At 54.8% G+C, this 15044-nt stretch carries 5 protein-coding genes and 2 pseudogenes; 6 read left to right on the top strand and 1 reads right to left on the bottom strand.

The annotated features are described in order from the left end of the window. The first annotated feature begins 15 nt into the window (after positions 1-15). The 3 genes and pseudogenes from ACLBXN_RS08955 to ACLBXN_RS08965 form a co-directional block, all read left to right on the top strand. Positions 16-9150, top strand: a complete 9135-nt coding sequence (locus ACLBXN_RS08955) for a hemagglutinin repeat-containing protein (protein WP_447611868.1) — start codon at positions 16-18, stop codon at positions 9148-9150. A gap of 117 nt (positions 9151-9267) precedes the next feature. Further along, on the top strand, positions 9268-9546 hold the full coding sequence (locus ACLBXN_RS08960) for a C80 family cysteine peptidase (RefSeq protein ID WP_447611869.1): 279 nt from the start codon (positions 9268-9270) through the stop codon (positions 9544-9546). 713 nt (positions 9547-10259) lie between these two features. Continuing rightward, positions 10260-10820 (top strand): annotated as a pseudogene (locus tag ACLBXN_RS08965) (IS3 family transposase); the annotation flags it as partial. A gap of 1426 nt (positions 10821-12246) precedes the next feature. Here the strand turns inward: ACLBXN_RS08965 and ACLBXN_RS08970 are convergent. Next, a pseudogene (locus ACLBXN_RS08970) lies at positions 12247-13146 on the bottom strand (IS5 family transposase). 547 nt (positions 13147-13693) lie between these two features. On the opposite strand from ACLBXN_RS08970, the gene ACLBXN_RS08975 reads away from it, so the two are divergent. The 3 genes from ACLBXN_RS08975 to ACLBXN_RS08985 all read left to right on the top strand — a co-directional run bounded on the left by ACLBXN_RS08975 (position 13694) and on the right by ACLBXN_RS08985 (position 15032). Beyond that, the gene (locus tag ACLBXN_RS08975; protein ID WP_447611870.1) at positions 13694-13906 is read left to right on the top strand and encodes a hypothetical protein; all 213 of its coding nucleotides are present in this window, start codon (positions 13694-13696) and stop codon (positions 13904-13906) included. 7 nt (positions 13907-13913) lie between these two features. Continuing rightward, complete coding sequence (locus tag ACLBXN_RS08980; RefSeq protein WP_447611871.1) at positions 13914-14240, top strand: hypothetical protein; 327 nt, start codon at positions 13914-13916, stop codon at positions 14238-14240. A gap of 222 nt (positions 14241-14462) precedes the next feature. Next, entirely contained in the window at positions 14463-15032 is a 570-nt protein-coding gene (locus tag ACLBXN_RS08985) for a GspH/FimT family pseudopilin (RefSeq protein WP_447611872.1), read from the top strand. Positions 15033-15044 lie beyond the last annotated feature (12 nt).

A 15044-nucleotide genomic window follows, 5' to 3' on the forward strand; every position in this document is an offset into this window, starting at 1 on the left:
ACCGACAAGCTCACCGTGGCAGGCACCGTCGTCAACAGTGGCACGCTGCAGAGCGCAGGCACCGTCGCCGTGGACGCGGGCAGCGTGAATAACATGGGCACCCTGATCGCTGCGGCCGACCTCACGGCCACGACCATGGGCAACTTCACCAATGTGGGCACTGTGCAGGCCAGCGGCGGGCTCGGCGTGAGCAGCGATGGCCAGTTCAACAACATGCGCACCGGCGTGCTGAAGGCTGCCACGCTGAACCTCGCGGCCAGCAAAGGCCTGGACAATGCCGGCATCGCCACCGCCGACAAGGGGGACGCCACCCTGCGCGTGGACGGCACGCTGGCCAACAGCGGCCAGCTCCAAGCCAAGGAGAGCATCGACATTGCCGATGGCAACGGCAACGGCACGCAAGCCGTGGTCAACAGCGGCAAGCTGCTGGCCGGACAGGCGCAGGCGTTGGAGGCCGCGTCGTTCGGCAACACGGCCACCGGCACGACGCAGGCCGTCTCGGGCAGCAGAATCGCCGTGGGCAGCCTCGACAACCAGGGCACCTGGCTGCTGTCGCAGCAGAACACGGCCACCGACACCGTGACCGTCACCGGCACGCTCACCAACGGCGGCACGCTGCAGAGCGCGGGCAACGAGACCATTGGCGCCCACCAGCTCACCAACACCGGCAAGCTCATCGCCTTGGGCGACCTCACGGCCAACGTGGAAACAGACCTGAGCAACAACGGCACCACGGCAGCGATCCAGGCCGGCAATCATTTGTCGGTGCAGGGCACGGGCGCCGCACTAACCACCACGGTCGGCAGCAAGCTGCTCGGCGACGGTCTGACCATCAAAGTGGCGAGCATCGACAACGCCGGCACTCTTCAGGGCGGAATGCGTGCCAACAGCACGGTCAGCGCAGTCAACATGCTCAACAACCGCAGCAGCGGCGTGGTGACCGTGACCACCGACGCGACCGGCGCCGGCACGGTGGCCGCCACCACGATCACGAACGACGGCAAGCTGCAGTCCTCGGGCGCGCTCACGCTGGCCGTGGGCACGGGCGGCCTGACGAGCAACGGCACGCTCATTGCCAAGCGCAACCTCACGATGCAGGACCGCAGCGGCAACGCCTACACCGCCAACGTCAACGGCCTCATGCAAAGCCGCAACGGCACGCTTGAGGTGATCGGCACGCCCGCGAGCACCCTGAGCATTGGCACTGCCGGCACGGTGGTCGGCCAGACCCTCACGGGCACCTTGGGCACTATCAGCCTGGGCGATGGCGCCACGCTGTCTTCGGACCGCGGCATGACGCTTATGCTCGGCACGCTGACGCTCGGTGGCTCAAAGGCCGCCGTGCTGGGGTCGACCGACCAGGGCAACCCGTCGCTGACGAGCATCACCACGACCAGTGCGTTGACCAACAACGGTCTGCTCTTCTCGGGCCACCACCTGAAGGTGAACGCACCATCACTCGGCAACGGGCTGACCGGCGGCATCTCGGCGCTGTACGACCTGACGGTGAGCGCCACGGCCGGCAACCTCACGAACCAAGGCACGCTGTATGCGGGCAACGCCCTCAACGCATCGGCTTCCGGCATGCTGACGAATGCCGCGACGCTCACCGCCTACCAGGGCACGATCAGCGCGGGCCAGTCGGTCTCGCTGAACGCCGACACGCTGGTCAACAACAGCACCATCGACAGCAACGGCTCGATCACGTTGAGCGCGCGCAATCTGAGCAATGAGGTGTTGGGCGGCGACACGCGCAAATACGACGACGAGTCGGCGCGCGTCAAGACCCAGACCGGCTACGACAGCCAGGGCTACAACGGCCACGGCTGCTGCGACCAGTACGAGAGCTGGCACTACAAGGAGACTTGGTACAAGGACCAGACCTACTTCGGCGGTACGCCGACGGTCAAGCCGCAGATCACCGCGACCGGTGCGGTCAACCTATTATTCAGCACCGGCAAGAACCTGGGTGGCGTCATCTCCGGCGACACTGTCACGTTCAGCGGCAGCGGGGGCACCTTCGCCAACGACGACCTTGCGCTGCAGCGCACCTCATACACGCGCACCTGGACCGAGGAAACCAAGTACATAGCGGCCGGGCCCCTGACGTACTACAAACGAAGCGTCATCAACGACGGCACCACCAAAGCCGTCACCGAAATCAGCAACATCGGCGCAGGCGTTTTTGCCCGCGTGCTGACGGGCAGCAACTTCGCGCTGACCAACAATGGCTCGATAGCGGCAACGGCCGACATGAAGAAGGGCGACGCGAAGACCGCCACGGTCAAGCCGAAGGACGGCGACGACGCCACCAAGGGCACGGTCGGCAGCGAGGCCACGGGTACCACCACCGGCACCGTGACCCCCGTCACCACGCTGAATGGCCGCCCCGCCATTTTCTTCGTGGCCGTGAACGCGGCCAACGGCGTGACGGGCACGTCGTTCGGTGGCATCAACATCCCGCTGCCGACCAATCCCAACGGCCTCTATGTGACCGCCCTGGAGCCGGGTGCCAACTACTTGGTCGAGAGCAATCCGCGCTACCATATCGGCTCGTCCACCGTGAGCTCTGACTACCTGGCCGAGCGGTTGGGCTACGACGTCGACACGCTCGTGCGCCGCCTGGGCGACTCGAGCTACGAGGCCTATCTCATCAAGCAGCAGCTCATCGCACAGATGCGCACTTCGCTGCTGGCAGGCGTGAAGGATGAGGGCGTCCAAGTGCAGGGCCTTTTAGACTCGGCCGTCAGCGAAAGCAAGTCGCTGGGCCTCGTTTACGGCCAGGCGCTCACGCCCGAACAGCAATCGAAGCTCACGCACGACATCGTGTGGATGGTGCAGACCGAGATCGACGGCCGGGTGGTGCTTGCGCCCGTGGTGTACCTGTCGCCGCAGACCAAGGCTGGCGTCATGCAGGGCGCGGTCATCACGGTGGAGAACGCCAACCTGAGCCTCACCTCGCTGACCAACACGGGCGGTACCATCGCCGGCAAAAAGGCGCTGAACGTGGTATCCGTGGGCGACGTGACCAACACCTCGGGCACGATCAAGGGTGGCAACGTGAGCATCACGTCGACGGGGGGCAGCATCATCAATAAGACGACGGCTTCGGGCTCTGGCGTCGATCAGCGCTATGCCACCGACATCGGCAAGACGGCATCGATCGAATCGACCGACATGCTGTTGCTGAATGCCGCCAAGGACATCACCAACACCGGCGCCAACGTGGCGGCCGACGGCGATGCCGGCCTGAAGGCCGGCGGCAACGTCACGTTCGACACGATCCAGAACAAGACCGCCGCCACCACGCACAGCAGCTACAACAGCGCGTTCCGCAGCGGTTCGACGACCACCACCACGACCACGGTCGACCAGGTGAAGTCGGGCCTCACAAGCGGCGGCGACCTGTCGATCAATGCGGGCAAGAACATCACGCTCGCCGGTACCGACGCCAAGGCTGCAGGTAGCGCCGACCTGAAGGCGGGCGGCGACCTGAATATCCTGGCGCGCGAAAATAAAAGCGACATCCACTCCGTCAACACCGCCAGTGGGTTGGGCATGAACGATTCCCTGTACGGCTCCACCACTATCACCACCCACACCGGTTCAGTGCGCAATGTTGGCAGCACACTCCAGGTTGGAGGCAGCAATGCTTCACTTAATGCCAAGAACGACCTCACAGTGAAAGGCTCGAGCATCGACGTCAAGGGCAATGGCAACATCAGCGCCACCAACATCAACCTGCTCGCAGGCCATGACTACGATGAAACACACACCACGACCGAGAGCATCAAACTGCTGCAGGTCAGCGCCTCCAGCGCCGGTTCTACGAAAACCGAGGTTTCGGCAAGCGCCAACGCCAGCGCCGACAATGGTAATTACAGCGCTTCAGTACAAGCAGGTGCATCGGCCAGCGCAACCGGTACCGCTTCGGCGGGATTGGCACTCATGAGTGTTACCAAAATTCAAGCAGATACAACGGATTTGCATCATGTCGGATCGTCCGTGAAGTTCGGCGGTGACGCGGCGATCAAGGCGAAGAACGTCGGCTTGCAGGGTTCGAAAGTGGCGATTGATGGTAATGCCGTGATCGATGTGAATAGTATCGAGCTGCTGGCGGCCGAGGACAAAAAAACATCGACGACGTCGACGGAGAACTTGACTATCGGAATCATGGCAAGCAGTACCAACAGCGCTGAGGCTGAAATCAGTGCAGAAGCGAGTGCTGCCGTTGGTGCCAAGGTCAATCCGACCGCCAAGGTTGGGATTAATGCACGCGTCGGCTTGAGCTCGGACAGTCGTTTGGACTATCTACAACACAGGACGAATACCACGTCGACACTCGAAACCAACCATCAAGGCTCGTCGATCAGCGCGGGAGACGATTTGCGTATTGTCAATGCAGACACGCTAAAGCTGGAAGGCTCGACACTGGCGGCCAAGAATAATGTGAACATCGAGGCCAAAGAACAGAGCTACACGGCTGTCAACGATGTCCGTGAGACGCGATCTAGCAGTAGCCTCACGACGGCTGGACTTTATGTGGACGGCAAGGCGAGTGGAAAAGCAAACGCCGGGGCCGCGCTGGGCTTAGGGGCGAGCGCAAACGCGAGCGTCCAGGGTCAAGCCCGGGCTGAGTCGGGCTACTATGTATCGAACACCCGGACCGACAGCGCTGACGGCACGACCGCCGCGGTGACCTCGGGCCTTGTCGCCGGGGGCAATATCACTCGCACGGCCACCGAACGCATTGATGACGTCGGCACGCAGATCGATGCGGGTGGTGATTTCGCTCAATCTGCCAAGACGATCACCAGCCGGGCGGCTGCAGACAAGACCTACAGTACCTCCGGCACCCAGACCGATACGATGAAGCTTGGGCAATACGCCGAGGCGACCGCTGCTGCTTCCGTGGGTCTGAGCGGGTCAGAAAAAAGCGCCTCGGTCGGTGCGGGTTTGACGGCAAGCTATGTTCATGAGGATGAAGCCGGCAGTTCGAATGGCAGCCGGGCGGTCGTGTCTACGATCAAAGCGGGCGGAAACGCAAACAGTCAATCCAGCGGCGCGACGGATTTCGAGGGCACTAGCATCAGCGCAGGTAAAAACGTGTCGCTCGACGCCGACTCTCTCAATTACCGCGCAGCGCACAACACGGCCAGTTCCCACAACGACTCGACCACAGCAGGCGGGGTCGTCGACCTGGACTTCCTGGGACCCAGCGTAAACCTGAGCGTTAACTACCACGGCAACAAGGAGAGCGACTCCAGTAGTCAGGCGATCGCCGGAGGCATCGTCGCGGGCGGCAATCTGTCGATCAACACCAAGGGCGACTCGCGCTTTGAAGGAACTCATCTTGCCGCCGACGGCAAAGCGACTTTGAACGCTGGTGGCAAGCTCCTCTTCGGGGCAGCCACGAACCATGAGAAAAGCAGTAAACAGGGTGTGGGCGTCGATGTAGGCGTATCTGCTGGAACGAAGGGCGGCGGTGTCAATGCCAATGCGCAAGTGCAAATCGGCTCCAGCAGCCGCGATACCGAGATCGGCGCAAGCGTGAGAAGCGGCAAAGGCTCTATCGATATCCACAGCGGCGGAGATGCGACTTTCGTCGGCACCTCATTCGATGCGGGCAAGAACGATGTCACGCTCGTCTCGCAAGGCGATCTGCAGTTCAAGGCGGCCCATGATCGACAGAAAAGCACGTCTGTGGAGGTGAGCGTCGGCCTCTCCGTCTCCGGAGGGAAGAACAAGGGCGCGAGCAAATTTGCGGGTATGTCGCAAAACCTCTCGTCCTCTGGCACACCGAATGCGGCATTCGGATTGGACATCTCCAACAGCGATACAGTCACAGGAACGGTGATCAAGAGCGGCGGCAAGGTGATCCTGAGTGCAAGGAGCGATCTAAAGCAGGAGAACGTCCAGGTCGTGGATGCGACCAGTGTTCACGAGTCGGCTGGAGGAAAATCGGAAAAGATAACGACTCAAAGCACCAGTGACAGAATCGGCATCAAAGCATACATGCCAGAAATAAAACTGCACGATAAAAAACCTGACGCCAAGAGGGGTGGCGCCAGTGTCGATTCTCCGGAACTGAAGAATCGGCAGACAGACAATTCGCAAGAGAAGGTGTCATCCAGCAAAGGCTTCAACCCGCCTTTGGACTTAGGAGATGGCCGTAAAGGCTATCCGCTAAGCCCAGTCGACCCGCCGTCTGGCCGGAAAATTGGAATGCTGGGGACCGATGCTCGACCGCTGCCACAGACTTCGGGACAAGACAGCGAGCGAGCACCGCAGTCTGGACGGGCGACTCACAGCACCCCCGTTTCGGGTGCACCAACCAAGATAGATGCGCAACTAAAAGCCGGGGCCAAAGCTGAACAAAATCAGCCTGCCGAACTGCCGGGAAAAGTACTTTCAAAGGAAAACCACGCACCGCAACTGCAATCTGGACGACAGCTCAAGCCTGTCAACTATGAGAATGTGTCGAGCAACTTGCAAACGAAGGCGCCGTCCAATGAATTAAATCCGCCGTCAGGCCGGGATAGCGGAGTGCTAAGTGCTGATAGTAGCTTGTTGACGCCAGATTTTGAAAAGAACCGTTCTTTACTGAATTCGGAAGACGCATCCAAATCATCATCAAGTGAACTTAAGACATTTTCTTATAAAAATGTTGATATTAAGAGTCGCGGCCCTAACGCTTCAACAGTATTAATTTTGGGGCATGGAGGCCATACGCCTTCCCGCAACATTTTTATGCCTGGCTCCGGAAAAGTTAAGGTCCCTGACGGGAAAGTGGTTAATTTTAATTCTTTGGATGGAAATGTTTCTATAGGAACGAAAGCAGATCATTTGCTTCAAGGATTTTCAGTGCCACCGATTGACTCCAGCGACTCAGGTACTACAATTAAAAATTATTCATTTGAGCATGCTCCTGTCTTTGATCATTATAAGCCAACAGATAAATTTGATTTAATCACTATTCAGCCTGGTAAGAAGGCGCACATGAGAGACGTATTTGACGCCTTGAAAGCATCCGGTAGTAATTGCACCACAATTCATAATTTTGCCTGTCGAATCAATAAACAGACATACACAGGCACCATTTCCAGCGTGGGGAGCCCATCAACCAATGAAAAAAATCAGCAGAAAGGGAGTTCGCAAGAGAAGGTGTCATCCAACAAAAACTTCAAACCGCCTCGGGACTTGGGAGATGGTCGTAAAGGCTATCCGTTGAGCCCAATCGACCCGCCTTCAGGCCGAGATATTGGAACAGTGGGGCCTGCTTCTGGCAATGTCAATCAGCTGCCTGCCTTGCCACCAAGGCCTGCCATGCCGCCAAGGCCAAAACCTGTAGAAGACCTATTGGCGGAAAAGTTAATAAACCACTTTGGCATGGAGGCTGGACAGTATCTCCCCAATCCCTCACCAAAATTAACCGACGGTGAGGCGATGAGCATTGGTTTGTATACCAATGGTGAGTATCGAAAACTCAATGAAGAGCTGAGAGAAAAAAAGGAGCGGCCCGACCATCGGAAAGCGGTTGATGAAGGACTGCAAAGTGGCATTCCCAAACTAAGCAATGGAACGATCGTAAAATCCTATCGTGGTGGACTTGCGCCAGCGGGACAATCGATAGTCGAAGGCACAGAGATTTCTGATCCTGGATATTTTTCGACTTCCAAGGATCCAAAAATAGCTGAATCATTCGAAAAATCGCCACAGACGAAGAAATTCATCATCTTTGGAGAATCTGGTGCGGATGTTTCAGGAATATCGATGGAGGATTATGAAAAGGAAGTTTTGTACCCTAAGGACACAAGATTCAATCCATTGTTCATAACCCCTGATGGGAAAAACGTAGTTCTGGAAGAAGCTGGTCTACCACCGAAAAGCGGGCACAAGTATGAGTTAGATTTGATCGGTAGCGCAGACAAAGGTCACGAAAGCAAATTGCCAACCAATACGGGACAAAAGCTTCCCGTACCGCCTCAACCAGATCACCTGAAGCGTCCTGCAGTGCCGTCAATGGGCGATCGCACCGGGGGAGGGGTTTTGGAACTCGAGACCGATGACAATTCGCAAGAGAAGGTGTCATCCAGCAAAAGCTTCAACTCGCCTCGGGACTTGGGAGATGGTCGCAAAGGCTATCCGTTGAGCCCAATCGACCCGCCTTCAGGCCGAGATATTGGAACACTGGGGCCTGATGGCCGACCGCTGCAAAGCAAGTTGACAATGGACGACATGCCGGGTGGGGGACAGTCCGAGCAGGCAAGTTTTTCCATCTCCAGCGACTCGGAAGTGGGGACATCTTCTATGCAGGCAACAAGCCATGTTCGGCTATCTTCTCCGTCGGCAGGAAAGGGATCTGGTGACGCAGGTGCATCGGAAAAAAAGCCGGACATCCTAAGCTTTAACGAGGGACCTGAAAAAGAGAGCTTGCTAGTGACTGGGCCTGATTCTGGTAATGCCAATCAGCCGCCTTCCTTGCTGCCAAGAAGTGTCGGAGGCGACCCCTTCGGAATCAAGGATTCTTCGCGCTCTAGTTTCCAAATAAATTCGCCTGTTGTTTACAAGGAAAATGTTTTCGGAAAGGACAGCATCCTTTTCTATGACCCTAATATGCACACGTTGAAAATTAGGGTTCACGGGGCACCGTTTCAGTCGATGGGTGCAAAGGATGCGGGGAAATTTGTCGATAAAATTGAAAGCACCTTGGCAGAACATGGTGCAGTTTTACCTGGAGCAATAAAAAGGATCGATCTTGAATCTTGCTTTGGAGCTTGTGGTGGTTTTTTTTCACAAGCACAGGCAATTTCTAATATAACCGAGTTGCCAGTTTTTGCAAAAAAGGGGATGTTTAACCCTATTCTCAATAATAAATTAAAGAAGATTAAGCCTAACAAATCGAAATTTGCACGATCAATTTCAATCGGTGGCAACAAGGTGCTTGGTCGAATGATGACGGCTGTGAGGCCGGGACGGGCGCCCACTTTGTCCACAGGCCTTGAGCGTGGTTCTGAGGACGTAGTCCGTAATTTGAATGCAGGAAATATTAACATCAATAATTCCAGCGAAAATATTGATAAAAATGGGGAAGGCGCAGATCTGAAGCTAGATGATGTGAATTCAACTAGTATAGCAACCCGCAAATAGAGTTTGACGGGGAAGATACCTGCTTTGAAGAGGCAGGATGGCGAGGGCACATATCATTTCCGCCTAAATGCCGTGTCGGTTGAGGAGGCGCCTTGAGCCGTTACCATTCCGAAACAAGTGGAAAGGTCTCCGAAGCTTGTTTACGATTCGCGTCTGATTGTGCAGATTGGAAACGATAAGGTGACTGAGAACGCTGCGCGAAACCTACAATTGAAGCATCCCTGTACGGTATTGACGAAGCTAATAGTTAATGGCTCGCTACAAGGCGTGAGTGGCGATCTGAGGAATATCCAGTGTGCTATCAAGCTGCTGCTGGTCGGACATGGTAATGTGGCGACGATGGAAGGCAAGTATCCCGAGCAACTGGCTCAGATTGTTGATCGGCTTCCATCCTAAATGACACCTAAGAAGGATATATTGGTGTAATGCGAAGGTGCTGAATGTGCCGAAGATGTAAAAGAAGCGCTGGCTGATTTTTATCTTGATTTGGTTGTGACTGGGTTAAAGGGGCGATCAAGTTTGAGAAAAATGATAAGAGGACTACCACGGCATTGAATGATCCGAGTGCCTTATCAAAGATGGATGAAGTGGATTCGGCTAATATGGTAGAAAAAATCAATCAATTAGCTGGAGTATAAATATCATCATCGAACGCGTCGGAGCGGGTTCAAATAATGCGGTTATTGTTTCTCATGGAGGATTCACATCTCCTAGGGAACCTCTACATAACTCCCACAGGCATATGTCTGCACATGCGTGTCGGGTGCGGTAGCATCGCGGCCCATGCAGTAATCTGATCTCGGCCTGAACCTTTCCATTAAGAGTTCGGACGGGTTAGCTGCCGTCTCCTTTGAGGAGCGCGCGAATTGGGCGAACCTATTGCCTGCAATAATTCGTTGGGCTGTTGCCGGTTTCAAAGACACCTTGTTAAGGCGGAAGATGAAGCTGGAGGTGCTTTGTGGGAACGAGACGTCCGTTCTGTCGGAAATTCAAGGTTGAAGCGGTCAAGCTGGTGACTGTGCGAGGCGTTGCAGTGGCGCAAGCTGCGGCGACCTAGGTGCAGATGAGACGTAGTTGAGGGCATGGCGCGAGTTGGCATCAGACCTGCTGCACGGCCGCGTCCCCGAGGCCTGCTTAAGCACCAGCGCAGAGCCATCGCCGACAACTTGCTGGATCGCCAGTTCAAGGCCGATGCACCGAACCGCAAGTGGCTGCCGATTTTACCTATATCTGGACGGCTGAAGACTGGCTGTATGTGGCGGTTGTGCTGGACCTGTACTCGCGGACGCATAGTGGATTAGTTCAGCATGACCAGCCAACTCGTGGCTGATGCACTGATGATAGCTGTTTGACGTCGTGGAAGGCCGCAGGAATGGCTGCATCACTCTGGCCAGGGTAGCCAATACACCAGCAACACTTCCAGCCGCTTCTGACTGAGCAAGGCATCGTGTGCAGCATGAGCCGTGCTGGCGAAGTCTGGGACAACTCGGCAATGAGAGCTTCCTCACTGGTCTGAAGACGGAGCGCACAGCTCGCAAGATCTACCGCTCGCACGAGCAAGCGAGATCAGATGTGTTCGGCTACATCGAGCGGTTCTACAACCCGACGCATCGCACTCGATACTTGCGTACATTAGTCCAATAGAGTTCGAGGAAGCCCGAGAAGCTTAGGTCGGTGTCTACAAGACCTAAGCGGCATTTTTGGAGCTAAGTGCAGAGGCCTCTGGAGTGAGGACATGGTCTCAGATGAACTGCTTGATGATTTGGAGAAGTTGCATCCAGATATGAGGTTCACAGCTGATTTGGCTGCGTTCCACTCCAGACGATTGGTTGTGAATCGGGCTTCGTAAAAATCCGGTTTTTCAAAGATCCGCCTTCGGGCAGTTTTTCTGTTTGACTTCTGCCAGCCGGAAGCTGGTTGCCGCTGCCCTGGTTAACTTACGGTAGCCAGCGACGTGACCAAAATAAAACCTAGCGGGTTTTGTCGCTTTGATAGATTTTATTGAATTTTACAAAAATTATTACATTTATTTTATCAATCCAGTAATCTTAAGTATTCGTATAAAAAGGAGTGGTTATGGACGTTGAGAGCTTGGTAAGCTGTACCTTGTTTGTGGATGACACTGCGGTGGTCCGCTGCACAGTCCCTGAAGTTATGGTCAAGGTCACGTCAGTCGTCGGTAAAGACAGGGTCGTAGCGGTAGTGCTCCATGGTGAAGCTCATGGAACTCAACGCGGATATCGAAGAGATCAGCTTAGCAAGCGTTCCAACCCCACTGATGTGTTCAAAAAATAAGCATCCAAGGTTAAACGAACGAACTCCGAGAGGTTTTCATTTGTCTCCTTGCTGGCCGAAAGCCGGCACTTGCCGCCTTGGTTCGCTTCGGTGGTTTTTTTATTCCCGGGTCGCTTCAATGTGCACACCCGAGGATCGTGCACATTTCAGTAGAGGCTTATCATTCGGCGCCGGCACTTAGTCTGTGGACGGCACTGCTTTAAAAGGTGCTTTGACTGATTAAATTCGAGCTTCCATAGCAAAGGAGGGAAGCCATGTCTGTATACGGTGTGGTGAAGTTCGAGTAGCTCAAGGTATCTAACGCCACTGATACAGTGGATATAATCCAGGCCAAATACTCAAGAATTCTTCAGTTAGTGGCGAAGACCGCCAGCGAGCAAGCCGAGCACGTGCCTAGGCTATCGTTAATGGTGGAACCGCAAGGGAATATAGCCATACTCACGTCTTTTGCCCGCGAGTCCCAAATTCGGCTGAGGTGGGTCGCATCTGGTGAGGATATAGGAGGGCCGTCTTTAGGAGCGGGAAGCACGAGCCCGCTGAGCTTACTGTGATCTTGAAAGTGTATTGGCTTGCTTGGACTGGTGCTACCTCTCTATGGCTGGAGGGGGGGTAATCTAGTTTCGACAGATTCTTACCGCCCAGACGACTTCGCGCATGAGGTCCTGATGAATGTGGTCAGAAAGCAAGTTGACCTAGGATGGTCTGCATAAAGCGAATCCTCGCGTGGTAATGCTTGAATGGGTCTCTTGAACCATGCCCCATCGCACTCAAGATGCCCGCGCTCCGCGGGCATCTTGCCTTTTAGGCTGTCCTCGCAAGCTTAGGTTGGCTGTTGATCAGCAAATGGACAATGGCCATCCACAGGTTCGCCAAGGCACACAGGGTATGCAGCTGCTGGGTGTTCTTTCTTAAATCTCGATAGCGAGCCTTGGCCCGAGTCTTGGGCTTGAGCTGCGCAAGTTGCTATTGCAAGGCCATGTAGATCCAGCTCCTTGCGCTTGCTGCGCTTCATGGCGATATGTCAACGCAGCTGTGCTCAGACGTCTGGATAGGCATATCCGGGCTTTTGTCAGCCTCCTGGTAACCAGCATCGCCATAGCCATCGCTCTCTTGGTCGTGGAGCAAGCTGTTGTCCTGCTCCACATCGCCAACATTGGCTGCGGTCCCGCGTACGGTGTGCAACAGGCCATAGTCTGCATCTATGCCAAGGTGGGCCTTCATTTCGAAGTACCACTGTTTTGGTGCAACTCAGGATCACGAGAGTTGGTGCTGTTCTTGGTGGAGCCGGGCGCTGCGATCAACGTGGCATCCACGATAGCGCCTGTGCGCAGCATCAGCTTTTTGCTCACCAGCAAGTCCGTGATTGTCTCCAGGATTTGCTCCGTGAAATGGTGCGCTTTCAGCAAAGGGGAAAGGCGCAGGATGGTGCTCTCATCCAGTGTGGCGTCTTCCCACGATAAACCGGCGAACTCCCGAAACAACGGCATGTCGTGCAGCGCTTCTTCCACGGCCGGATCGCTGAGCGTGAACCACCGCTGTATGAAGTGAATGCGCAGCAGCGTCTCAACAGGAAACGGTGGCCCTCCTCGACGCCCTTCAGGGGCGTAGGGCCACCAAGTCTTTCCACGGCACGACTTGCTGCATCTGCTCAAGAAATTCGCGCTTGCGTGAAAAGTTCAGGCCGAGATCAGATTGCCCCATGGGCAGCGATGCTGCCGCACCCGGCACGCATGTGCAAGCACATGCGTGTGGAAATTATGTTTAGGTTCACTAGCGGGAGAAGGCGCCCAATAATTGTTAAAGTAATTTAAGAATATGTATTTTTCGGTGTTGATCCATTAGCATTTTGTAAAAACTAGTCGTTGAGAAAAAATTGATCATTAAATTCCTAAGCTTTCTATCTTACCCACGCTGCGCGGCTTGCATACAACGTTCGTAGGCTGCTTGCTAGCTAGTTCCAGCCATAGTTGTATTCGCTGTATTAATCAGATTGTTCTCATGCTCGATGCCATAAGATATAGAGTAGCACGTGATACAAGACGATAACCTTGATAGAAACATAGAGCCGTCATGGATGCAATACCTAATCGTTACTTTTTTGAACCTCACCTCTCGTATGGGAACATATGTGCTCACGCTGTTGAGCGTATCAGGAAGAAAAGGTCATGGCACCTAGTGAAATATGCTACCCCGTTATGTCTCTGGCGCACCGAAAATCAGTTGGTACCGCATTTCAAAGGCGGTTGATTTGGCACGAATTACCTGCAAGCCCAATCCCATTGCAGTTCTCGTTGAACCTGGCAGCTTTCCCATGCTGCCGGCTGTACTCGCGAACAACACGATACTTTCAGCTTCAATTGTGTGGATTCTCACACTTCCTAAAGGGCTGATGGAAGACATCGAAATATTCCAGCACTTTGTGAAAAAATTAATGAATATATGGGGAGTGAGAAAAATCTGAGAAAAATATGAAACATATTAACCAAGAAGGGAGTGAGAGCGGACTGAGAAAGCCGAAAAAAATCAATGCAAATTTCAGTAAGCAAGGAAGTGAGAGAGAACTGAGCAAACTGAAAAGCGCTACTGAGAATTCCAAATTCAATGAGGAAGGAAGTAAGAGCAACATGAGCACAAATTTGAAGTCATCCATAGACACCGCGATGACGATTGACGGAGCATTGGCTGCAGCCTTAGTCGACTACCGTAGTGGTATGTGTCTGGCACAGGCCGGTGGAGGATTGAACTTGGATTTGGCTGCGGCAGGCAACAGACAGGTCGTCCAAGCCAAGCTCTAGACTATGAAATCGCTTGGCATCAGCTGCAATATTGAGGACATGCTGATCACTCTGGCCGACCATTACCTCTATCTGGTGCTTGATCGAAAAAAAACAATCTGGCACTGGCGCGTTACAAGCTTATGGATATTGAGCGCACGCTGAAGGTGTGATCTGGAGAAATTCATCTGTGCCGACAGCGGCATGTATTCCACTTGTTCTTAAGTATTCAACTGTCCTCAGATGGAATATCGCTGCATCAAAGGCTTCACCGCCATAGAACTCATGGTCACGATCGCCATTCTGGCGATATTGGCCGGTATCGCGGCCCCCAGCTTCAACCCCATCATTGAACGCTGGCGCGTACGCCAAGCATCCGAGGAACTGCAGTCCACGTTTTACTTTGCGCGCTCCGAAGCCATCAAGCGCGGCGGCAATGTGACTATTTTGCGCAGCGCCGATGGCGGAGGCTGCACAGCGGTGGGCTCCGATACCAGTCTCTGGAGCTGCGGCTGGATTGTGTTTGCCGACTTGAACAGCAACGGCGCACAGGACAGCGGCGAAGACACATTGCAAACCGCTCCTGCTCCCAACAAGGTAAGCGTGCAGTTCACCAATACCAGCGATGCCAAGCTGACCGACCCGATCAAGGTCGACCGCTGGGGAAGATTCTCAAGCACGAATGCCGCCATTGATTTTGCATTTCGACTGACCCCAAAAAGTGGCAGCACCGCCAATGCATCCTCAATCTGCGTCAGCAGCAGTGGACGCATCAAGCGACTCGAATCTGCAACCGGCTCATGCAGCAGTTAACCAAGCGAACGG

The sequence above is a fragment of the Comamonas sp. C24C genome, from assembly GCF_053345995.1.

Coding starts and splice junctions, on each gene's coding strand:
- ACLBXN_RS08980 (WP_447611871.1), top strand. CDS start 13,914: ATGAAACATATTAACCAAGAAGGGAGTGAGAGCGGACTGAGAAAGCCG.
- ACLBXN_RS08985 (WP_447611872.1), top strand. CDS start 14,463: ATGGAATATCGCTGCATCAAAGGCTTCACCGCCATAGAACTCATGGTC.